Source organism: Duganella sp. P38 (assembly GCF_050859475.1).
In the GTDB taxonomy this organism is placed as follows: Bacteria; Pseudomonadota; Gammaproteobacteria; order Burkholderiales; family Burkholderiaceae_D; genus Rugamonas.
The window spans coordinates 3,642,300-3,663,233 of sequence record NZ_CP193936.1 but is presented as its reverse complement, the minus strand read 5'-3'; the positions used below and the strand labels follow the sequence as shown (position 1 = coordinate 3,663,233).

Below are 20,934 nucleotides of genomic sequence, written 5' to 3'. Positions count from 1 at the left end.
GTGGCTCCATTTTCTCAAATGTTGGAGCCTCCTTCAAACCCGGGGCGATTCAGACCTATGCGGGATTAAGTCTACGCACGGTTGAAGGTGAGAATGCCAGGATTGATGCGATTGCGCTTGATGGCGCGTCTGTTGAATTGCGACTTCTTAGATTGAGCTTGCGTTCAGGATTAATGGCAGCCGATGGCACACAGTCGTTAGGCGAGATTGAAACCTACCTATTGGAGAATGATCGCCTTACGCTTGATGGTGACTTCGGTTGTATTGAACTGATTGCCGGTCGCTTCGATTTAGTGGCAGTAAAGTAAGACTGTATTCGGCCAGGAGCGGACTATCATCGACTATGCAGAAATAATATGCTTCCACTTATACTGCCTGAATGCATTCAGCACTTGCATCTGACGAGGGCAAACTCGCACAGAAAACTGTTGGCCGCGCTTTTTATAGTTTCCGCAGGTTCGTGCATTGCGTCCGAGCAGGACAAGTTCGAATCTCAATGCGCCAAAGGAGCGCCGGAAGCCTGCTACAAGGCCGGGACTTACTTGGAATACGAAGTGGGGGATGCAGTTTCCGCACTCCCACGCTATTCGATGGCATGCGACAGAAACTACGCCCGTGCGTGTACTAACCTGGGGGCGCTGTACGGGCGCGGCGTTGGAACCTTGCCCGATTATCAGAAGGCAGCGGCTTTGTATCGGAAAGGGTGCGATGGCAACGACATGCTGGCTTGTGCAAATCTCGGCGACTTTCTACTAAGAGGCATCGGTGTTCCAGTAGATACTGCTGCGGGACTTGCACTATATCGAAAAAGCTGCGGGGCCGGCGATATTGTCGCTTGCCGTGACCTCGGCATTGTGTACGTAATGGGCAAGGACGTAGCCGCAAATGCTGCTCTAGGCGCGACATGGCTCCAAAAGGCCTGCGACTCCGGCTCTGCGCAGGCGTGTGGCGACCTCGCATACCTTTATCACTTGGGGACCGGAGTGCGCAAAGACAGTGCCACTGCACGGCGCCTCTACGAAGCCTCCTGCCGTGGGGGATACAAACAGGCATGCCAGATGGTACGTTAACAAGCTAATGCCGAGCTGGGGCGTATCGGCGGTAATCGGCCAACAGCAGACGCTCATACTAGATATCACGAAAGCTAAGTTCAGTTAATGGACCAACCAACAGGAAATCGGGTACTGACACCCGATGAGCATCGCTTAGCTCGCTGGATGCTTGAACACGGCAATGCTGAGGCGTCGGCGTTTCTTCAGCAGGTTGACCTGGCAGAAGTCACCACATGGAAATGTCCATGCGGATGTGCCAGTATCAATTTCCAAATCAAGGGACAGCCGCTGCCGCTGCCAGGTGTCAATATTTTGGGCGACTACTTAATAGGCGAAGGTGATGAGGTAAGTGGCGCATTTATATTTGAGAGTGGTGGACTACTGAGTGGAATCGAGTTCTATAGTCTTGGTGGCGATGCGCTTCAGTATCTGCCAAGCACTGAAGAACTACGTCCGTATGAAGATGCGAAGAGAGCTTGAGTATCCCGCTTCCGGCCAGTTGCAGTCAGTGATAACTTTTAAAGAATAGGTTTTATGAATTTTGACGGAGCATCCCCAGTAGTAATTTCATTGGCGAAGGAATTCATCGCGGCGATGCAACGAATAAATCCTCTGTGGGAACGTGCCTATTGGCGATTCGTATGCGCAGATAACCAGTATGGCTCCAATGCCTCCTACAGCGCCTCATCAGGAGTCACGTTGATTTCGACTCTCAACGAGGGCCAGTTATTCGACAATCTAAACGACTTAGGGCGGCAACTGTGGAATTTTGAGAGCGACCCAAGCCGTAAATTTTGCGTGTGCCTTTTAGTCGTCAGCTCTGACTTTGACTACGAAATCAAATTTGAGCAGCATGACAAAAATAAATGGCGTATTACAAAGCTTGATGGTAACAGCGGTTTGCCCGAAGGTCTTTAAATTCGAATAACGACTGGCGGCTTTGGGGCGGAAGCCGCTGGCCATCAATCGAACGTCGTGTGTCAGGTCAATTGTGAGCTAGAACACCTAAGCGCTTGCGCCGATCAGTTTAGCGTGCAGCGCCTTGAATTCCGCTTTGACCGCGTCCTGGCCGTATGCCGCCTCCAGGCGCAGCACGGTGAAGTGGCCGCGCGCCACATCCTGGTAGAAGTCCATGAACAAGCTGTTGATGGTGGCGCCGGTGAGGGCGCCCAGCAGCGGTGCCGCCTGCAATGCGGCTTTCTCGGTGATGACGACGCCGAACCGGCTGGCCACCGCGTCGATGAAGCGGGCCAGCCACTGGCCGGCGGTGGAGGCGGAGATGCCTTGCGCTGCCTTGTCGGCGGCGATTTTGCTCAGCGCCTTGGCGGTTTCCGCCATGGTCTCGGCCAGCGCGACCCGCGCCGCGTAGTAGCTGGTGTCGACCGCGTCGTCGGCCTGGCTGGAGCTGCTGCCGTGGCTGAACACGCTCAGGCATTCGAGCTGGATTGCCGGATCGGCAATGTCATGCCCCTCGCTGCGCGCGATGTCGAGGATGGAGCGCATCATCAGCAGCGTGGTGGCCGGAATTTCCACCGCCAGTCCGGCAAAGCCGAAAAAGCCGCCGATGGCGCCGCTGGTGGCGGCAGCCAGCAGATGGCTCCTGGTGCTGGCGTCCCGCACCTGGCCGTCGAGCGATTTGCCGGTCCATTCCATGGCTTTGGTCAAGCCCTTGTGGGTCGCGTCCTGTATGCCGTCGCGCACCTTGCCGGGCAGCTTTTTCATGCCGGCTTCCAGCGTGGAGCCTACCGCGTTGCTCATGCGGATCAGGACCGGCGTCGCGGTCAGAAGCCTGACTGCGTGTTCCAGGTCCTGCAAGTCCTTGTCGTTCATCTGCATCCTGTGGTCTGGTGTGATACCGCATGGTATACCACAGACAGAAGTAGCGTAGGCCAGTGGCCGGTTGGATATAATAGACCACCTCCGCGAGGCGCGGTTTCTTCTTGTGAAAGTCTCAGGCCATGTTTGAAATCAGTCAGCTGCGTTGTTTTGTCGCAGTTGCCGAGGAGCTGCACTTCAGCCGCGCCGCCGAGCGCCTGAACATGACACAGCCGCCTTTGAGCCGGCAAATCCAATTGCTTGAACATAATGTCGGCGCGCAGCTGCTGGACCGCAGCAGCCGCGTGGTGCGCCTGACTGCGGCCGGCAAGGCGTTTCTGCCCGAGGCCGCGCGCATCCTGCGCCTGTCGGAAGAGGCCGGCCTGATGGCGCGGCGTGTCGCCAGGGGCGAGCAGGGCAGCCTGGCGATCGGGTTTACGTCGGCGTCCGGCTACACCTTGCTGCCGGAAGTGGTGCGCCGCCTGCGCGAGCGCACTCCGAGCATTGCATTGACGTTGAAGGAATTGGTCAGCACCTCGCAGGTGGAGGCGCTGAATGCCGGCCAGCTGGATATGGCCCTGATGCGCTCGCATGTGTTGCAGAGCGATTTAATCAGCCTGCCGATCAAGACCGAAGGCATGCTGCTGGCGGTGCCCGAGGGCGAGGCCGACACCTGGCCCGAACAGCCGACGCTGGCCTGCCTGCACCAGCGTCACTTCATCATGTATTCGCCCTACGAGGCGCGGCCGTTCTACCAGATGCTGAGCGCGCGGTTCGAGCGCGAGGGCGTGGTTCCGGACGTGGTCGAGCATATCGGCCAGGTGCACACCATGCTGGCCCTGGTCAGCGCCGGCATCGGCGCGGCGCTGGTGTCGGAGGCCTGCGCCCGGCTGCAATTCGACGGCATCGTGTACCGGCGCATCGATACCGAACCGGTCAACACGGTGTGCACGTACCGGCGCAATAACGAGAATCCAATTCTGCAATTGTTCATCCGCGAAATCCTGCCAACGTTCCAGGCCGGGCGCTAGCGCCGCTCAGCGCACCAGGCAAGGGCGCTTGTTGTCGAACTTCCAGCCCGGCACCAGGAATTGCATGGCGACGGCGTCGTCGCGCGCGCCCAGGCCCATGTTCTTGTAGGCCTGATGGGCTTTTTCCAGTTCCGCCTCGTCCAGTTCGATGCCGAGGCCCGGCCGGGCCGGGATGTGCACCAGGCCGCCTTCGATCTTCAGCGGCTCCCTGGTCAGGCGCTGGCCGTCCTGCCAGATCCAGTGGGTGTCGATGGCGGTGACCTTGCCCGGCGCGGCGGCGCCGACGTGGGTGAACATGGCCAGCGAGATGTCGAAGTGGTTGTTCGAATGCGAACCCCAGGTCAGGCCGAACATCTGGCACAGCTGCGCCACGCGCACCGATCCCTGCATGGTCCAGAAGTGCGGGTCGGCCAGCGGAATATCGACCGATTGCAGCGAGATCGAGTGCGCCATCTGGCGCCAGTCGGTGGCGATCATGTTGGTGGCGGTCGGCAGGCCGGTGGCGCGGCGGAATTCGGCCAGCACTTCGCGGCCCGAGAAGCCGTTCTCGGCGCCGCAAGGGTCTTCCGCGTAGGCCAGGATGCCGTGCTTGTCGCGGCACACGCGGATCGCTTCTTGCAGCGACCAGGCGCCGTTCGGGTCCAGCGTGATGCGTGCTTCCGGGAAACGTTCGTGCATGGCGATGATGGCTTCCATTTCCTCATCGGCCGACAGCACGCCGCCTTTCAGCTTGAAGTCGTTGAAACCGTAACGTTCGCGCGCGGCCTCGCACAGGCGCACCACGGCTTCCGGCGTCAGCGCTTCTTCATTGCGCAGGCGGAACCAGGCGTTGTCGGCGTCCGGCTCGCTGCGGTAGCTCAGGTTGGTCTTGTTGCGGTCGCCGACGTAGAACAGATAGCCCAGCATTTCGACTGCCTTGCGCTGCACGCCTTCGCCCAGCAGCGCGGCGACCGGCACGTTCATGAACTGGCCCAGCAGGTCCAGCAGCGCCGATTCCACGGCGGTCACGGCGTGAATGGTGGTGCGCAGGTCGAAGGTCTGCAAGCCGCGGCCGCCGGCATCGCGGTCGGCGAACGCGGTGCGCATTTCGTTCAGGATGCTGTTGTAGTCGCCCAGGGTCTTGCCGATGATGAAGCCGCGCGCGTCCTCGATGGTCTGGCGGATTTTTTCGCCGCCAGGCACTTCGCCCAGGCCGGTGTTGCCGGCGCTGTCCTTGAGAATGACGATGTTGCGGGTGAACCATGGACCGTGCGCGCCGCTCAGATTCAGCAGCATGCTGTCCTGGCCGGCCACGGGCACGACGCGCAGGTCGGTGACGACGGGGGCGTTGGTGACATGGGTGTTCATAGGGGGCCTCGGTAGGTTGATGGTGGATAGGTTAGTTGGCCAGCGACTTCACCAGCTTGACGCGCTTGATGTCGCCGACCACGAACAGATAGCAGGCGATCGCCAGCGCGGCATTGGCGCCGACGTACACCAGCGCGCCGGAGAACGAGCCGGTGGCGTCGACGATGTAGCCGATCACGATCGGCGTGGTGATGCCGGCCGTATTGCCGAAGGTGTTGAACAGCGCTCCGCTGAGGCCGCCGGCTTCTTTCGGCGAGGTGTCCGACACCACCGCCCAGCCCAGCGCGCCGATGCCCTTGCCGAAGAAGGCCAGCGACATGACGGCGATCACCAGCGCATCGGTTTCGATGTAGTTACAGGCGATCATGCTCATCGACATCACCATGCCCAGCACAATCGGCAGCTTGCGCGACACCGACAGCGAATAGCCGCGCTTGGCCAGGCGGTCCGACATCCAGCCGCCGGTGATGCCGCCGAGGAAGCCGGCGATGGCCGGCAGCGAGGCCACAAAGCCGGCCTTCAGTATCGTCATATGGCGTTCCTGCACCAGGTAGACAGGGAACCAGGTCAGGAAGAAATAGGTCAGCGTGGTGATGCAGTATTGGCCGATATACACGCCCAGCAGCATGCGGTTGCCCAGCAGTTCCTTGATGCAGGCGAAGGTGTCGACTTGCTTCGGCTGGGCGACGCGGGCGCTGCCTTCCAGATCGACCAGCGCGCCGCCTTCCTGGATGTATTGCAGCTCGGCGGCGTTGATGCCGGGATGGTCTTTCGGGCCGTAGATGGTCTTCAGCCAGACGAAGGCCATGAGCACGCCCAGCGCGCCCATGACGTAGAACACGCTGTGCCAGCCGAGCGCGTGCACCAGCCAGCCCATGATCGGGGCGAACAGCACGGTGGCGAAGTATTGCGCCGAATTGAAGACTGCGGCGGCCAGGCCGCGTTCCTGCGTCGGGAACCAGGCGGACGCGATGCGGCTGTTGCCGGGGAAGGAGGGCGCTTCCGCCGCGCCGACCAGCAGGCGCAAGGCGAACAGGACGCCGACAGCGGCGGCGCCGGTAAAGAAGCCGGCGGCGCCGGTGAACAGCGTGAACAGCGACCACAGGAAAATGCTGAAGAAATAAGTGATCTTGGAGCCGAAGCGGTCCAGCAGCCAGCCGCCCGGTAGTTGCGCCAGCACGTAGGACCAGGCAAAGGCGGAGAACACAAAGCCCATCTGGACCGCCGACAGGCCGAGTTCTTTCTTGATCTCCGGGCCGGCAATCGAAATCGTCGCGCGGTCGGCATAGTTGATGGTGGTGATGGCGAACAGCATGGCCAGGATCAGCCAGCGCTTGTTGGTCCTGGCTGGCGCCGCGCCGGCAGCCTGAGCGGTATGTACTTGTTCCACGATTGACTCCTTTATGTTTTTATATACCCATCTGCAACTCTACGTTTGCTAGGGACGCCAAATAATCATAGGCGTGCATCGATGCCGGATCAAACCAAAGCAGGTATGCCAGTATTCAGTAATTGAATTGACAGTGCGCAGCGGAGCGTGCGCTTTTGGATAAACCCGCGCGCTCCGCCGCCTTGCCTTACCCGGCAGCCACTGCTGCGGCGAAGGCGCGATACGAGTGCAGCGGGCGGCCCAGCAGCGCGCTCAGGCGCTCGGCGTCGCCGGCTTCCGGCAGCATGCCGTCGCTGACATAGCGTTCTGCCATCAGGCGCATTTCGTAGGCCATCCACTTCGGCATGAAGGTCGCCAGATTCTGCTCGAAGCCGCTGGGATCGTCGCCGCCGTAGACCACCGGGCGCGCCAGCACCGCACTCCAGATCGCCGCGACGCCGGCGCCGGTCAGCACATCGGGGCCGACCAGGTTGATGATCTGGCTCGGCAACTTGCCGGGCGCCTCGGCGCGGCGGATCAGCTCGATGGCGGCGACTTCGGCAATATCGCGCACGTCGACCATGGCGATGCCCTTGCCGCCGATCGGCATCGGGTACACGCCGTGGTTCAGGATGACGTCCTTGACCATCAACTCGTTGTCGATGAAATAAGCCGGCCGCAGTATCGTCGCGCTGAAACCCATCTGCTCAATCATGCGCTCGGCGCCCAGCTTGACCGCGAAATGCGGCACGTTGACGAATCGGTCGCTGTGCAGCACCGACAAATAGACCACGCGCTCGACGCCCGAGGCGCGCGCCACATTCAGCGTAATCAGCGCCTGGGTGAACTCGTCGCCGGCCACGGCGTTGAGCAGGAACAGCGTGTTGACGCCGGCAAAGGCGGCGCGCAACGCATCGACATCGAGCAGCTCGCCTTGTACCACTTCGACGCCGGCGGGGAAGGCGGCCTTGGATGGATCGCGCACCAGCACACGCACGGCGGCGCCGCGCTGCACGAGTTGTTGGACGACTTGCTGGCCTACGCGGCCGGTGGCGCCAGTAACGAGAATAGTCATGATGTTGCTCCTTTGGGTTGTGGTTGACAGATGACTCCATGGTAGATGTTCCGATGGTGGTCCGAAAGATGATATATTGAGACACTACGTCTCACTGGTGGAACACATGGATCTGCATGCACTGTCTGATTTCAACCTGGTGGTCCGGCATGGCGGCTTCGGCAAAGCCGCCCGCGCCACCGACCGTCCCAAGGCCACCCTGTCGCGCCGCGTGGCCGAGCTGGAAACCAGCCTGGGCGTTCGGCTGCTGGAGCGGGGCGCGCGCAGCCTCAAGCTGACCGAAGAGGGCCGGGCGCTGCACGAACGCACAGGCGCCTTGCTGAACGAGATAGACGAGGCGGCCGCCGCCATCAGCGCCGGCGGGGCGGCGCCGCGCGGCCGGCTGCGCATCAGCGCGCCCCTGCTGTTTTCGCAGACGGCGATGGGCAGGCTGGCGGCCGAGTTCGCGCTGGCGTATCCGCAGGTGCAGCTTGAAGTGACCACCGAGGATCGCGCCGTCGATATGGTGGAGGAGGGCTACGACCTCGTCATCCGCGTCAATCCCGCCCCGGACGACACGCTGGTCGGCAGGATATTTCTGCGCGACCGCCTGGCCGTGGTGGCCGCGCCGCAACTGCCGCGGCCGACCGGCGACGCAGCCGTTCCGGCGGTGGTGCGTGGCGCCAGCGGCGTGAATGCCGTCTGGCAGATGCGTACCGGCAGCGGCGTCACGGGGCTTGCCGTAAAGCCGGTGCTGCACTTGTCGTCAATGCTGATGGTGCGCGACGCGGTCCGCGCCGGCGCCGGTGTCGCCATGCTGCCGGTGTCGCTGGTCAGCCAGGATCTCGCGGCCGGCAAGCTGCAGCACTGGGGCGATATCGAGGGACCCGAAATCGCCTTGTGGGCGCTGTACCCATCGCGCCGGCTGCTGAGTAGCCGGGTCTCGGCATTTCTTGAATTTATCAAACAAAAATTCCCTTCCGGAACGCCGGAAGAGCTTGCCAATTACGGTGAAAATTGATTCCATAAGTGCGCCAACGAACATAGCTAGCACATTTCAAATTGGAAAGCCACTGGACTTTATTGCATTTTTAAGCTATACTTGACGTAAATTTACAACAGATATCGCAGTAATCTCTGCACCGGGCCTTGCGCCCACACCCTTTTGCGTAGCTAAAAGTCCTGTGACCCAGCCTCTTTTAGTACGCACATGACCTGGCATACCGGCATATGCCCGCCGGTTCCGTGTCTCCCCTGTTTCGTCGCTCGCGTGCGCCTGGCTGCGCCGTGGTATCGCCGACGGCTCAGGATTCGCTGATTCCCATCGCCGGCCCACGGCCGGCAGGGTGTCGTTCCATTCGTCAAATCGAAGGAGAACCACAACGTGGCAAAACAAATTATCATCGACCATGTCTTTAAAGTTTTCGGCGATCAGCCCGAAGAGGCGCTGGCGCTTGTCCGCCAGGGCGCCAGCAAACAAGACATCCTGGCTAAAACTGCATGCACGATCGGTGTGTTCGACGCCACCTTTACGATTGAAGCAGGCGAAGTCTTCGTCATCATGGGCCTGTCCGGTTCGGGCAAGTCGACCCTGGTGCGCATGCTCAACCGCCTGATCGAACCGACCGACGGCCGCATCCTCATCGACGGCAACGACATCAACACGCTGCCCGACGCCCAGTTGCGCGCCTTGCGCCGCAAGGACATCAGCATGGTGTTCCAGTCGTTCGCGCTGCTGCCGCAAATTACCGTGCTCGACAACACCGCCTTCGGCATGGAACTGGCCGGTATGCCGAAGAACGAGCGCCACGCGCTGGCGCGCCAGGCGCTGGAGCAAGTGGGCCTGGCGGCCTACGCCGGCAGCTATCCGGATGAACTGTCCGGCGGCATGCAGCAACGCGTGGGCCTGGCGCGGGCGCTGGCCTGCGATCCGTCGATCCTGCTGATGGACGAGGCGTTCTCGGCGCTGGACCCGATCATGCGCACCGAGATGCAATCGGAAATCCTGCGCCTGCAACAGATCAAGCGCCGCACCATCGTCTTCATCTCGCACGATCTGGACGAAGCCATGCGCATCGGCGACCGCATCGCCATCATGAAGGACGGCCACGTGGTGCAAGTGGGCACGCCGGAGGAAATCCTGCGCAAGCCGGCCAACGAGTATGTGCGCAACTTCGTGCGCGGCGTCGATGCGGCGGCCGTGTTCAAGGCCAGCGATATCGCCCGCAAGAGCCAGATCGTGGTGTCGGAATCGCCGAACCGTGGCGCGCGCGCCGCGCTGACGATGCTGGAAGACCAGGACCGCAGCTACGCCTATGTGGTCGATCCGAAGCGCAAATTCCTCGGCATGGTATCGGCCGATTCGCTGCGCGAGGCGCTGGACGGCCACACCGGCCCGCTGGGCCTGGCCCACGCCTTCCTGCCGGAGGTGCAGTCGATTAACGCCGAGGAGCCGGTGTCGGGCCTGTTCGGCCAGGTCGCGCAACTGCCCTACGCGGTGCCGGTGGTGGCCAATGACGGCAGCTTCCACGGCGCCATCAGCCGCACCACGCTGCTGAAGTTCCTGGACCCGACCACGCCGCCTATCGCCGAACAACACGCACAGAAAGGACACGCATGAATCCGAATGACGTTACCGCAATCGAACCGGTTGTAGCGCCAGCCCAGACCGCACCGGTCAATCCGTGGCTGCCGGCGCCGCCAAGCGACACTTCCTGGCTGGACGCCGCCAAGCCGGCCGCGACGCCGGAACACGCGGGCGGCCTGCACCAGTTGACGCAGATCTTCGACGGCGCCTTGCCGCTGGAATCCTGGATCAACCAGGGCCTGGGCTGGGTGGTCGCGCATTTCCGCCCGTTCTTCCAGGCCGTGCGTTCGCCGATCGACGCCACCCTGAACGGCGTCAGCGACGTGCTGCTGGCGGCGCCGTCGCTGACGGTGATCGCCATCATCGGCCTGCTGGCCTGGCAGTTCACCAGCCGCGCGCTGGCCATCGGCACCGTGGTGGCGCTGCTGGTGGTGTCGATGCTGGGCGTGTGGCCCGAAGCGATGACCACGCTGTCGCTGGTGCTGACCTCGCTGGCCTTCTGCCTGCTGATCGGCCTGCCGCTGGGGATTTTCCTGGCCAGCAGCGACCGCGCGCAAAACATTCTGCGCCCGGCGCTGGACGCCATGCAGACCACGCCGGCCTTCGTCTACCTGGTGCCGGTGGTGATGCTGTTCGGTATCGGCAACGCCCCCGGCGTGATCGTCACCATCATCTTCGCGCTGCCGCCGCTGGTGCGCCTGACCAACCTCGGTATCCGCCAGGTGCGCCCGGACCTGATCGAGGCGGCGCGCGCCTACGGCGCCTCGCCATGGCAGCTGCTGACCCGCGTGCAACTGCCGCTGGCGATGCCGTCGATCATGGCCGGTATCAACCAGTCGCTGATGCTGTCGCTGTCGATGGTGGTGATCGCCTCGATGATCGCGGTGGGCGGCCTGGGCCAGATGGTGCTGCGCGGTATCGGCCGCCTGGACATGGGCCTGGCCACCGTTGGCGGCCTGGGCATCGTGCTGCTGGCCATCACGCTGGACCGCCTGACGCAAGCGATGGGCCAGCCGCGCCGCGGCGTGCGCCACTGGTACGAAACCGGCCCGGCCGGCATCGTGCTGCGCCTGGTGCGCGGCGGCACGGCGCGCGGCGAAGCGGCCGCGCCCGGCAAAACCATCACCGCACAATAACAAGAAAGGCTGCTTATGCAACGTATTGAAAATTTTAAAGCAACGTATAAATCGCAACGCAAGCTGCATTGGATTGCCGCGCTGGCGCTGGCCGCATTGGCCCTGAGCACCGGCGTCGCCATGGCGCAGACGCCGGACGCCGCCTTGCCCGGCAAGGGCATCAAGGTGCAGGCGCTGCAAAGCTCGCTGGCGGAGGAAACCTTCCAGACCATGCTGGTGGACCGCGCGCTGGAAAAGCTCGGCTACGAGCCGCAGCCGGTGAAGGAGGTCGAGTATCCGACCGCGCACATCGCCATCGCCAACGGCGACGCCACCTTCCTGGCGGTGCACTGGGACCCGCTGCACAAGGATTATTACAACAACGCCGGCGGCGACGCCAAGCTGATGCGCGTGGGCGAATACGCCGGCCCGGCCGCGCAGGGCTACCTGATCGACAAGGCCACTGCCGAGCGCTATAACATCACCAACATCGAGCAACTGCGCGATCCCGGCCTGGCCAAGCTGTTCGACCATGACGGCGACGGCAAGGCCGACCTGACCGGCTGCAATCCGGGCTGGGGCTGCGAGGCGATGATCGAAAACCACATGGACGCCTACCAGCTGCGCGCCACCGTCAAGCACGTGCAGGGCAGCTACGCGGCGCTGATGGCCGACACCATCGGCCGCTACAAGCGCGGCGAGCCGGTGCTGTACTACACGTGGACGCCGTACTGGGTCAGCGGCGTGCTGGTGCCGGGCAAGGACGTGGTGTGGCTGCAAGTGCCGTTCTCGTCCAATCCGGACAAGACCAATACCAGCATGGCCGACGGCAGCGACTACGGTTTTGCCGTCAACACCACGCGCATCGTGGTCAACCGCGCGTGGGCCGAGAAGAACCCGGCGGCGGTCAAGCTGTTTGAAGTGATGCGCCTGCCGATCGCCGACATCAACGCGCAAAACGAGCGCATGCGCGACGGCGAGAATTCGCAGGAAGACATCGCCCGCCACACGGAAGGCTGGATCAAGTTCCACCAGCAGTTGTTCGATAGCTGGATCGAGCAGGCCCGCGCGGCCGCGGTGAAATCCTGATATCCTCAAAAGCCCCGATCATTCGGGGTCTTTTTCGCCCGGCGTCAGAAGAAGTAGCGCAGCGACACGCCGCCTTGCGTGCGCGGCAAGGTGGTCACCAGCAGGCCGGCGGTGGTGCCGTAGGCGATGTCGCTGGCGAATTCGTGCGGCTGCAAGGTGAAGAACAGCGCCGCCTGGTATTTGCCGTGGTCGTAGGTGGCCTTCAGGTCGTAGCGCACGTAGGTCGGCATGTCGCGCCGCGTTGACGGCGATCCCATGTAGTAGGGATTGCCCGCGGTGGCATAGCCGTCGGCGTTGAGCGTCAGCCGGCCGTCGCCGAGCTGGCCGCGATACTGCGCGCCGGCCTTCCAGGTGTGGGCCGGGACCGACAGCAACGCGCCGGCGCCGGGCGCCGGATTGTCCAGCTGCGCGCGCAGGATGCGGCCATAGTTGAGGTAGGCGCTGACGGCGCGCGACCATTGGTAGTGCGTGTCCAGCTCGTAGCCGCGGCGCGTGGTCTGGCCGGAGGCGACGTAGACATCGGGCGCGGTGTTGATGATTTCGTCGTCGTTGCGGATGGCGTAGACGGCGCCGGCAACGGTCCAGCCGGCGGCCGGCCGCGCGTTGAAGCCCAGGTCGTGCGAGCGCACCTTGCTCGGCCTGATGCCGGCGTTGACCACGCCGCCGGCGGCGCCCAGCGGTCCGAGCGAGCCGCTGGCGCTGATCTGCTCGGCGGCTGGCGAGCGGAAGCCTTCGGCCACGTTGGCGTAGATTTCCAGCGCCGGCGCCGCCGACCAGATCACGCCGCCCTTGGGCGTGAACACCTGGCTGCGATACGTGGCCGAGGCGGCCGGCAGCTTGAGGTTGCGCAGCTCGTAGTCGAAGCGGTCGTAGCGCGCGCCGCCGTGCAGCTTCAGCGAAGGCAGGATGCGGTACTGCGCCTGGCCGAACACGCCATAGGTCAGCAGGTCGATATTCTGGTTGTTGATGTAGCGGCTGGTGGGCAGCAGGTATTGGTACTGGCGCCGGTAAGCGTCGCCCCGGTCCTTGCGCACCTCCGCGCCTACGGTCAGCACGGCGGTGTCATCCAGCGTCCAGCTATTGCCGAAGCGGCCGCCGAAGATGCGGCGGTTGTCGTAGCCGTAGGTGTGTTGCGTGGCGCTGGTGGTGATGGCGCGGCTGCGCTCGAAGTCTTCCGCATAGGCGGTGGCAAACCAGCCGGCGTCGCCGCTGGCCGGCCCGCGGTTGAACACCAGCGAACTGCGCCTGGCCGCGCCGAAGCCGGGCAGGTTGAACTGCGTCGCGTGCGGGTCGAGGCCGGACTCCAGCGACGGCAGCAACAGGTAGCCGGCGCCGGCGTAGTCGGACTGGTAGTAGCTGGCGCGCAGGCTGTACAGGCCATCGCCGATGCGCGTCGACAGCTTTTCGAAGACATTGGTGCGGGCGTTGCGGGCGCCGTGGCGGAAGCCGGCGCTGATGTAGCGGTCGGCCACCAGCAGCGAGCGGATCTTGCCGTATTCGCCGGAAAGCACCAGCGAGCCGCGCCGTCCGCCATAGCTTTCCGCCGTCACCGCCGCGCTGGACTGGGTCGCGGCGCCGCCTTCACGGGTGTCGATGGCCACCGCGCCGGCGCGGTTCTGGTCGCCGAACAGCGCTGATACCGGCCCCTTGACGACATCGACGGTATCCACCATCTCCGGCGTCAGCCATTCGAGGAATACCGGGCCGTGGCCGGCGCCGCCCTGGCTCGATGGAATATTCTGCGGCACGCCATCGATATACACGGCGGTGTCGGCGCCGTGCGTGCCCTGGGTGGCGAAGCCGCGCATGCGGAAGCCGTTGCCGGTGTCGCCCTGGTCGATGTTGTTGGCCACCACGCCCGGCACGCGGCGGAAGATGTTGGACATGTCGCGGCCGACGTTGATGGTGGCGATCTCCTCGGCCGTGATGCTAGTGACGGCGGACGGCAGCAGCCTGCCGGCGATGCCGGCTGCGGCGCGCTCGTCGTCCTCCTTGCTGCCTTTGACCTCGACGCTCACGGGCGCCGTTTCGGCCGCGATAGCGGCGGTGGTGGCCGCGAGGACGCAAACCAGCGGGAATGCTTTCGGTGTCATTTTAAATGCAATTCAATTGCGTTATTGATCTGGCCGGATTATTGCATTATCATTTTCAATTTGCAAGTCAATTGCATTTAAAATGCTTTCGTCCATCACCAGGAGAATCGATTGAGCAAGCGTAGTCCCAGTCCCGTGCTATCCGCCTCCGCCGTTGTCGCCGGCTACCGCGACAAGACCATCCTGCATGGCCTCGACCTGCATATCGGCGCAGGGGAAATCTATGCGCTGCTGGGCGCCAACGGCGCCGGCAAGACCACCACGTTGAGCCTGTTTCTGGGCTTTGTCGCGCCGGACGAAGGCCAGGTGCGCGTGGCCGGCGTCGATCCGGTCGGCCAGCCGGCCGAGGCGCGCCGGCGCCTGGCCTACATTCCGGAAAACGTCGCGCTCTATGAACACCTGAGCGCCCGCGAGAACGTCGCCTATTTGCTACACCTCGCCGGCGAGGCGGAAGACCGCGAAGCGATCGACCGCGCGCTGGCCGCCGCCGGCCTGGCGGAGAGCGCGTTCGACCGCCGCGTGGCGGGCTTCTCGAAGGGCATGCGGCAGAAGGTCGCCATCGGCCTGGCGCTGGCGCGCAATGTGCCGGCGCTGCTGCTCGATGAGCCGACCTCCGGCCTCGATCCGCAGGCCACGGCCGAGTTCAACCGCCTGCTGGGGGTGTTGCGCGGGCAGGGCGTGGCGATCCTGATGGTCACCCACGACCTGTTGAGCGCCGCCGACGTGGCCGACCGCATCGGCTTCCTCGACGCCGGCCGCTTGCTGGAGGAGGTGGCCGCCGAAGGCAGCGAGCGCTTCGACGTGCGCGCGCTGCACCACCGCTACGGAGGACAGGCCGCATGAGCGCAGCATTCCGTATCGCCAGGGAAGAGTGGCGCGCGCTGTTCCGCGACCGCGCGGCCACGGCCGGCCTGTTGCTGCTGATCGTGCTGGCCTGCGTGGCGGCGCTGACGGCGCACGAGCATCAGCGCGCGGCCGAGGCGGACCGGGTCCGCTACCAGGCCCGCGCCAACCATGAATTCGACGCGCAGCCGGACCGCCATCCGCACCGCATGGTGCACTATGGCCATTTCCTGTTCCGGCCGCTTAATCCGCTGGCGGCCTTCGATCCCGGCATCGATGTCTTCACCGGCAACACGCTGTTCCTCGAAGGCCACCGCCAGAACAGCGCCAATTTCGGCGACGTGCGCCAGGCCTCGATGCTGGTGCGCTTCGGCCAGCTGACGCCGGCCTTCATGCTGCAGATACTGGCGCCGCTGCTGCTGGTGTTCGTCGGCCACGGCGCCATCGCGCGCGAGCGGGAATCCGGCACCTTGCGCATTCTTCTCGCGCAGGGCGTGCGCAGCGGCCAGGTGGTGCTCGGCAAGTTGATGGCTTTGTCGGCGTTTGGCGGGCTGGGGTTGCTGCCGGCGCTGGCCGCGCTGTCGTGGCTGAGCGCGACCACCGACGCCGCGTGGCAACTGGCCGCCGTGCTGGCGGCGGGTTACGCCGCCTGGCTGGCGCTGTGGGCGCTGATGGTGGTCATGGTGTCGATGCTGGCGGCGCGCGCGCGCGACGCCTTGCTGGTGCTGCTGACGGTGTGGGCGGTGACGGTGATCCTGCTGCCGCGCTGGGTGCCGGACATGGTCAATTCCGCCATTGCACTGCCGACCCGCTTTGAGGACGCCATCAATGTGCAACGCGAATACATTGCCCTTGGCGACGCCCACAATCCGGACGATCCAAAATTCAAACAGTTCCGCGAGAACCTGCTGCGCCAGTACGGCGTAACGCGGGTGGAAGACCTTCCGGTCAACTACAAGGGTGTACTCAGCATGGAAGGCGAACGCATGTCCAGCGAACTGTTCAACCGCTACGCGGCGGCTACCTTTGCATTGCAGGCGCGCCAGACCGGCCTGGTCGACGCCTTCGGCTGGATCAGCCCGACGCTGGCGCTGCGCCGGCTGTCGATGACGGCGGCCGGCACCGACCTGGTCAACTATCGCGCCTTCCTCGAACAAGGGGAGGACTACCGTTACGCACTGATCCAAGGACTAAACCGCGTGCAGATCGAAAAAATCAGCTATACGGACGACACCACGGCCGGCAAGGAAAACCGCGTTTCGCATGAGCACTGGCGGGCGTTCCCGGCGTTTGATTATCAACCCGCGCCGCTGGGCGAAGCGCTGGCGGCAGCGGCTGCCGCCGGCGCGGTGCTGCTGGCATGGCTGGCCGCCGTCGGCGCGTTGGTCTGGCTGCTGTGCGGCCGGTTGGGGAGGGCCGTGCGATGACGTGGCTGAAATTTGAATGGCGCCTGATCGCACGTTCGCGCCTGTCGGTGGCGGCCTTGCTGTTGTTGCTGTCGCTGACGGCGCTGGCGGTCTGGTCCGGCTTGCATGAGACGGCGCGCCAGCGCGAGACGATCGCGCGGCTGGCGCCGCTGCACGCGCAGGACGTGGCCGCGCTGGCGGCGCGCTATCCGCACAGCGCGAGCGCGGGCAGCCCGGCTTATTACACCTTCTTCAACACCTGGGACCCGCCGTCGTCAGCGGCGTTCATGGCCCTGGGCCTGCGCGACGTGGCGCCGTATGTGCTGCGCGTGCGCGCGCTCGGCTTGCAGGCGCAGTTGTACGAAGGCGAAAGCTTCAATCCGGAAGTGGCGTTGCCGGGACGCTTCGACTTCGCTTTCGTGCTGATTTACATGGCGCCGCTGTTCGCGATCGCGCTGCTGCACGATGCGGTGTCGGCCGAGCGCGAGTCCGGCCGCCTGCGGCTGTTGCAGGCCATGCCGGACACGCGCCGCTTGTGGCGTCGCCGCCTCGGCCTGCGCTACGTCTTGCTGCTGCTTTGCCTGACCCTGCCGCTGTGCGCGGGCGCGCTGTGCTCGGGCACGCCGATGGTGGTGGTGCTGGCGGCATTGGTGGTGAGCGCAGCCTACCTGGGCTTCTGGTTCGGCGTTTCGGCGCTGGTGGCCACGCGGCGCTGGCGCTCGGTCGCCAACGCGACCGCGCTGATGGGCGTGTGGGCGCTGCTGGTGCTGGTGCTGCCTACGCTGGCCAATGTCGCGCTGGTGCGCGCCATTCCGGTCGGGCAGGGCGTGGACTTGATGCTGACGCAGCGCCAGATCGTCCACGGCGCGTGGGAGGTGCCGCGCGAGGAAACCATGCGCAAGTTCTACGCCAGCCATCCGGAATGGCGTAACTCGGCGCCGCTGCCGCAGGGCTTCCACTACAAGTGGTACTACGCCTTCCACCAGCTCGGCGACGAGGCGGTGGCCGGGCAGGTGGCAGCCTACCGTCAGGGTTTGCTGGCGCGCCAGCAGTGGAGCGACAGGCTGGGCTGGATATTGCCGGGCGTGGCGGCGCAGAGCCTGCTGCACCGGCTGGCCGATACCGACCTGCCGGCGCAGCTGGCGTATCAGGACCGCATCGCCGCCTTCCATGGCGAAGTCCGGCGCTTCTACTACGGCTACCTGTTCACGGACAAGCCGTTCGGCACGGCGGACTTTTCCAGGCTGCCGGCCTTCACGCCGCGCGCCGCCGCCATGACGGTATCGTGGGGCGAGGCGGCGCTGCTGGTGCTGCTGTCCACGCTGGTGGCGGCGTTGGGCATGCGTCGCTTCCGTGGCGGGTTGGACTGAGCAAGCTGTTTGGCATAATGTGCGGGAAGGCGTAGAATGACCGCATGTTTATGACGCGACAACGACGAACCCGTGTGACATGGCTGCTGTGTGCGGCCATGTTGCTGGTGGCATTGATGCCTTCGTTGTCGCGTGCGTTTGCGCCGCAGCGCGATCCCAGTGCGGTTCTGCTGCAACTGTGTTCGGTCGGCGGCGTGAGCAAATTTGCCGCCGCGCCGGACTCCGACGCGCCGCTCAAACAGGTCGTCATGATGGACGACTGCCCTTATTGCCGTGTGCAGACCGATCTGCCCGTGCTGCCGCCGGCGCCGTTGGCATTGGCGATTTCTCCGCTGTCCAGCCAGCACCCGCCGCTGTTCTACCATGCGCCGGCGCCGCTATTCTCGTGGGTGGCTGCGCATCCGCGTGGCCCGCCGCTGGCCTGAGTATTTCCGCTTGCGTCCGCAGCTTGTCTGCGGCACGCATCATCGTTCCCCGAGTGCCGTAACGCCGCGTTGTTCCTGGTGGAGCAGGGCGCTTGTCCGCGCATTCGGGCCACAGGTCCGCCGTTGACGGCGGACAGGAATACAAAGGTCTGTCCCAATATGAAGAACCACCCATTCCGCCTGGCCGCTAAGCCCGGCGCATGCGCCGTTGCGTTGATAATCGCCGCCGCGCAAGGCAGCGCGGCCGCCGCGGCCACTCCGCCTGCCGTACTGCCGGCGCCCGCAACCGCAGACGTCTCGTTGCCGACCGTGACAGTGACGTCACGCGCCGATACCGGCGGGCTGCACACACAGACGTCGACCGGCTCCAATCTCGATCTGAGCCGCTTTGAAACGCCGGCCAGCATCGATGTCGTCACCAGCGCGCAATTGATGGCGCGCGGCGATGTCAGCCTGAACGACGCCATCACCCGCGCGCCGGGCATCAGCACCATGGGCCATCCCGGCAACGGCGGCTCGGCGCTGTCGGCGCGCGGATTTACCGACAGCGTGTCGGTGATGCGGTTGTACGATGGCATGCGCCAGTACGGCGGCGCGTCGCTGACGTATCCGTTCGACACCTGGGCCATCGAGCGCATCGAAGTCATGCGCGGCCCGGCTTCGGTGATCTACGGTGACGGCGCCATCGGCGCGGTGGTCAATGTGGTGCCCAAGCAGCCGACGCGTGGCGCGATCCAGACCGAGGTACAAGCTGGCATCGGCAGCGAGAACAGCCGCCGCTTCGCCGTCGGCAGTGGCGGCGCCATCGATGAGCGCTGGTCGTATCGCGTCGATGCCAGCAGCGACCGTTCGGATGGCTGGGTGGAGCGCGGGGACTACAGCAACCGCAATTTCTCCGGCGCGCTGCGTCTCGATATCTCGCCGCGCCTGAACGTGCGCCTGAGCCTGGCCAGAGGGCGGCAGCAGCCGATGCGCTACTTCGGCACGCCGTTAATTAACGGCAAGCCGGACCCGGCGATCGAACGCCAGAACTACAATGTCGCCGACAGCGTGATTCAATACGACGACCGCTGGGCCGATCTGCTGCTCAATTGGCAGCCGAACGAGAGCACGACTGTGCGCAGCCGTTTTTATGATATTTCCAGCGATCGCCACTGGCGCGAGGTGGAGGCATATGTCTACAATCCGCTGACGCAGCTGGTCGACCGCTCCGAGGCCACCGAGATTTATCACGACCAGTCGCAGACCGGCAATACCACCGACGCGGCCTTCCGGGGCACGCTGTTGGGTCTGGCGAATCAGTTCTCTGTCGGCTTCGATTTCAACTCAACCAAATTCACGCATACCAATAACACCTACGTCGGCGACGCACCTTCGGTTGATCCCTACAACCCGCTCCCCGGCCAGTTCAGCAGCGCGATTCCGACCATTCCGCGCTATGCCAGCCATGCGCGCCAATACGCGCTGTTCGCTGAAAACCGCCTGTCGCTGAGTGAGCGCTGGTCCCTGCTGGCGGGCCTGCGCTATGACCATGCACAAGTGCGGCGTGACGACTTGGTCGCCCGTAAGCAGGCCTATGACCGCACGTTCACCAATATCGGCTGGCGGCTCGGCACGGTTTATCAGCTGACGCCGGCGCTGGCGTTGTACGGGCAGTACGCGCGCGCCGCCGATCCGATCAGCTCGCAGCTATTCCTGTCGCCGGCCAACAGCAAGTTCGACAGCGCAACCGGACGTCAGGTGGAACTCGGCCTGAAGCAGACATTCGACGGCGGCGATGCCGAATGGACCCTGGCCGTCTACGACATCGCCAAGCACAACTTGCTGACCCGCGATTCGACCAATCCGGCGCAAAGCATTCAGGTTGGGCAGCGGAGTTCGCGCGGCATCGAGGCGACCGGCAGCGCCGTGCTGGCGCCGGGGTGGAGCGTGGAAGCCAACCTGTCCGCGTTGCGCGCCCGGTTTGACGACTTTAGCGAATCGTCCGGCGGCGTGGCGGTGTCGCGTTCCGGCAAAACGCCGCCGAATGTGCCGAAGCGGCTGGCCAACCTGTGGCTGCACCATGACATTGCGGCCGGCTGGACCGGCAGCGCCGGGCTGCGCTATGTGGACGCGAGCTATGCCGATAACGCCAACATCATCCGGTTGCCGTCCTACTCGGTAACGGATGCGTCGCTGCGCTGGAAGATGGCTGTCAATACCAGCTTGACGTTGCGGGTGGCAAACCTGTTCGACAAGCGCTACTTCACCACCGCGTACTACACGCCTACACAGTGGCTGTACGGACAGGACCGCCGCACCGATCTGACCTTGAACCACCGTTTCTGATCGCAAGGGC

At 64.2% G+C, this 20,934-nt stretch carries 18 protein-coding genes; 13 read left to right on the top strand and 5 right to left on the bottom strand.

Annotation, left to right across the window (positions count from 1 at the left end):
* The first annotated feature begins 356 nt into the window (after positions 1-356).
* From ACRQ5J_RS16925 to ACRQ5J_RS16915, 3 genes are all read left to right on the top strand, one after another.
* Positions 357-1,070: a tetratricopeptide repeat protein gene (locus tag ACRQ5J_RS16925; RefSeq protein ID WP_432378247.1), complete on the top strand. Its 714-nt coding sequence runs from the start codon at positions 357-359 to the stop codon at positions 1,068-1,070.
* 87 nt (positions 1,071-1,157) lie between these two features.
* On the top strand, positions 1,158-1,532 hold the full coding sequence (locus ACRQ5J_RS16920; protein ID WP_432378245.1) for a hypothetical protein: 375 nt from the start codon (positions 1,158-1,160) through the stop codon (positions 1,530-1,532).
* Between the two features lie 54 nt (positions 1,533-1,586).
* Positions 1,587-1,970 carry a hypothetical protein gene (locus ACRQ5J_RS16915; RefSeq protein ID WP_432378243.1) on the top strand — a complete coding sequence of 128 codons (384 nt, stop codon included), beginning with the start codon at positions 1,587-1,589 and terminating at the stop codon, positions 1,968-1,970.
* 87 nt (positions 1,971-2,057) lie between these two features.
* Here ACRQ5J_RS16915 and ACRQ5J_RS16910 read toward each other — a convergent pair whose 3' ends face one another.
* Complete coding sequence (locus ACRQ5J_RS16910; RefSeq protein ID WP_432378241.1) at positions 2,058-2,882, bottom strand: EcsC family protein; 825 nt, start codon at positions 2,880-2,882, stop codon at positions 2,058-2,060.
* Positions 2,883-3,010: 128 nt separating this feature from the next.
* On the opposite strand from ACRQ5J_RS16910, the gene ACRQ5J_RS16905 reads away from it, so the two are divergent.
* A complete protein-coding gene (locus ACRQ5J_RS16905; RefSeq protein ID WP_432378239.1) occupies positions 3,011-3,898 on the top strand; it encodes a LysR substrate-binding domain-containing protein in 888 nt (295 codons plus the stop codon).
* Positions 3,899-3,904: 6 nt separating this feature from the next.
* Here the strand turns inward: ACRQ5J_RS16905 and gudD are convergent, their stop codons facing one another.
* From gudD to ACRQ5J_RS16890, 3 genes are all read right to left on the bottom strand, one after another.
* Positions 3,905-5,245, bottom strand: coding sequence for a glucarate dehydratase (gudD, locus tag ACRQ5J_RS16900; protein WP_432378237.1), 1,341 nt, complete (start codon positions 5,243-5,245; stop codon positions 3,905-3,907).
* Positions 5,246-5,276: 31 nt separating this feature from the next.
* The gene (locus ACRQ5J_RS16895) at positions 5,277-6,635 is read right to left on the bottom strand and encodes an MFS transporter (protein ID WP_432378236.1); all 1,359 of its coding nucleotides are present in this window, start codon (positions 6,633-6,635) and stop codon (positions 5,277-5,279) included.
* Between the two features lie 187 nt (positions 6,636-6,822).
* Positions 6,823-7,689 (bottom strand): NmrA family NAD(P)-binding protein, encoded by an 867-nt coding sequence (locus ACRQ5J_RS16890; protein WP_432378234.1) that lies wholly within the window; start codon positions 7,687-7,689, stop codon positions 6,823-6,825.
* 106 nt (positions 7,690-7,795) lie between these two features.
* Here ACRQ5J_RS16890 and ACRQ5J_RS16885 point away from each other — a divergent pair, with 106 nt between their 5' ends.
* The 4 genes from ACRQ5J_RS16885 to proX all read left to right on the top strand — a co-directional run bounded on the left by ACRQ5J_RS16885 (position 7,796) and on the right by proX (position 12,459).
* Complete coding sequence (locus ACRQ5J_RS16885; RefSeq protein ID WP_432378233.1) at positions 7,796-8,689, top strand: LysR family transcriptional regulator; 894 nt, start codon at positions 7,796-7,798, stop codon at positions 8,687-8,689.
* A 363-nt stretch (positions 8,690-9,052) separates the two neighbouring features.
* The gene (gene proV, locus ACRQ5J_RS16880; protein WP_432378232.1) at positions 9,053-10,288 is read left to right on the top strand and encodes a glycine betaine/L-proline ABC transporter ATP-binding protein ProV; all 1,236 of its coding nucleotides are present in this window, start codon (positions 9,053-9,055) and stop codon (positions 10,286-10,288) included.
* Complete coding sequence (gene proW / locus ACRQ5J_RS16875; RefSeq protein WP_432378231.1) at positions 10,285-11,391, top strand: glycine betaine/L-proline ABC transporter permease ProW; 1,107 nt, start codon at positions 10,285-10,287, stop codon at positions 11,389-11,391. Before proV ends, proW begins: the two co-directional genes overlap by 4 nt.
* Before the next feature lie 15 nt (positions 11,392-11,406).
* Positions 11,407-12,459 carry a glycine betaine/L-proline ABC transporter substrate-binding protein ProX gene (gene proX, locus ACRQ5J_RS16870; RefSeq protein ID WP_432378229.1) on the top strand — a complete coding sequence of 351 codons (1,053 nt, stop codon included), beginning with the start codon at positions 11,407-11,409 and terminating at the stop codon, positions 12,457-12,459.
* Between the two features lie 44 nt (positions 12,460-12,503).
* Here proX and ACRQ5J_RS16865 read toward each other — a convergent pair whose 3' ends face one another.
* The gene (locus tag ACRQ5J_RS16865; protein ID WP_432378228.1) at positions 12,504-14,552 is read right to left on the bottom strand and encodes a TonB-dependent receptor; all 2,049 of its coding nucleotides are present in this window, start codon (positions 14,550-14,552) and stop codon (positions 12,504-12,506) included.
* Positions 14,553-14,663: 111 nt separating this feature from the next.
* Between ACRQ5J_RS16865 and ACRQ5J_RS16860 the strand changes: the two genes are divergently transcribed.
* From ACRQ5J_RS16860 to ACRQ5J_RS16840, 5 genes are all read left to right on the top strand, one after another.
* The gene (locus ACRQ5J_RS16860) at positions 14,664-15,395 is read left to right on the top strand and encodes an ABC transporter ATP-binding protein (protein ID WP_432378227.1); all 732 of its coding nucleotides are present in this window, start codon (positions 14,664-14,666) and stop codon (positions 15,393-15,395) included.
* A complete protein-coding gene (locus ACRQ5J_RS16855; protein WP_432378226.1) occupies positions 15,392-16,822 on the top strand; it encodes an ABC transporter permease in 1,431 nt (476 codons plus the stop codon). Before ACRQ5J_RS16860 ends, ACRQ5J_RS16855 begins: the two co-directional genes overlap by 4 nt.
* The gene (locus ACRQ5J_RS16850) at positions 16,819-18,171 is read left to right on the top strand and encodes a DUF3526 domain-containing protein (RefSeq protein ID WP_432378224.1); all 1,353 of its coding nucleotides are present in this window, start codon (positions 16,819-16,821) and stop codon (positions 18,169-18,171) included. Before ACRQ5J_RS16855 ends, ACRQ5J_RS16850 begins: the two co-directional genes overlap by 4 nt.
* A 74-nt stretch (positions 18,172-18,245) precedes the next feature.
* Positions 18,246-18,596 (top strand): DUF2946 domain-containing protein, encoded by a 351-nt coding sequence (locus ACRQ5J_RS16845; RefSeq protein WP_432378223.1) that lies wholly within the window; start codon positions 18,246-18,248, stop codon positions 18,594-18,596.
* Between the two features lie 159 nt (positions 18,597-18,755).
* Complete coding sequence (locus ACRQ5J_RS16840) at positions 18,756-20,924, top strand: TonB-dependent receptor (RefSeq protein ID WP_432378221.1); 2,169 nt, start codon at positions 18,756-18,758, stop codon at positions 20,922-20,924.
* Positions 20,925-20,934 lie beyond the last annotated feature (10 nt).

Bases quoted from the DNA above. Each gene is read 5' to 3' on its own strand.
- proW (WP_432378231.1), top strand. From the start codon at position 10,285: ATGAATCCGAATGACGTTACCGCAATCGAACCGGTTGTAGCGCCAGCC.
- ACRQ5J_RS16885 (WP_432378233.1), top strand. From the start codon at position 7,796: ATGGATCTGCATGCACTGTCTGATTTCAACCTGGTGGTCCGGCATGGC.
- gudD (WP_432378237.1), bottom strand. From the start codon at position 5,245: ATGAACACCCATGTCACCAACGCCCCCGTCGTCACCGACCTGCGCGTC.
- ACRQ5J_RS16920 (WP_432378245.1), top strand. From the start codon at position 1,158: ATGGACCAACCAACAGGAAATCGGGTACTGACACCCGATGAGCATCGC.
- ACRQ5J_RS16865 (WP_432378228.1), bottom strand. From the start codon at position 14,552: ATGACACCGAAAGCATTCCCGCTGGTTTGCGTCCTCGCGGCCACCACC.
- ACRQ5J_RS16910 (WP_432378241.1), bottom strand. From the start codon at position 2,882: ATGAACGACAAGGACTTGCAGGACCTGGAACACGCAGTCAGGCTTCTG.
- ACRQ5J_RS16855 (WP_432378226.1), top strand. From the start codon at position 15,392: ATGAGCGCAGCATTCCGTATCGCCAGGGAAGAGTGGCGCGCGCTGTTC.
- ACRQ5J_RS16850 (WP_432378224.1), top strand. From the start codon at position 16,819: ATGACGTGGCTGAAATTTGAATGGCGCCTGATCGCACGTTCGCGCCTG.
- ACRQ5J_RS16915 (WP_432378243.1), top strand. From the start codon at position 1,587: ATGAATTTTGACGGAGCATCCCCAGTAGTAATTTCATTGGCGAAGGAA.
- proX (WP_432378229.1), top strand. From the start codon at position 11,407: ATGCAACGTATTGAAAATTTTAAAGCAACGTATAAATCGCAACGCAAG.
- ACRQ5J_RS16925 (WP_432378247.1), top strand. From the start codon at position 357: ATGCTTCCACTTATACTGCCTGAATGCATTCAGCACTTGCATCTGACG.
- ACRQ5J_RS16905 (WP_432378239.1), top strand. From the start codon at position 3,011: ATGTTTGAAATCAGTCAGCTGCGTTGTTTTGTCGCAGTTGCCGAGGAG.
- ACRQ5J_RS16840 (WP_432378221.1), top strand. From the start codon at position 18,756: ATGAAGAACCACCCATTCCGCCTGGCCGCTAAGCCCGGCGCATGCGCC.
- ACRQ5J_RS16890 (WP_432378234.1), bottom strand. From the start codon at position 7,689: ATGACTATTCTCGTTACTGGCGCCACCGGCCGCGTAGGCCAGCAAGTC.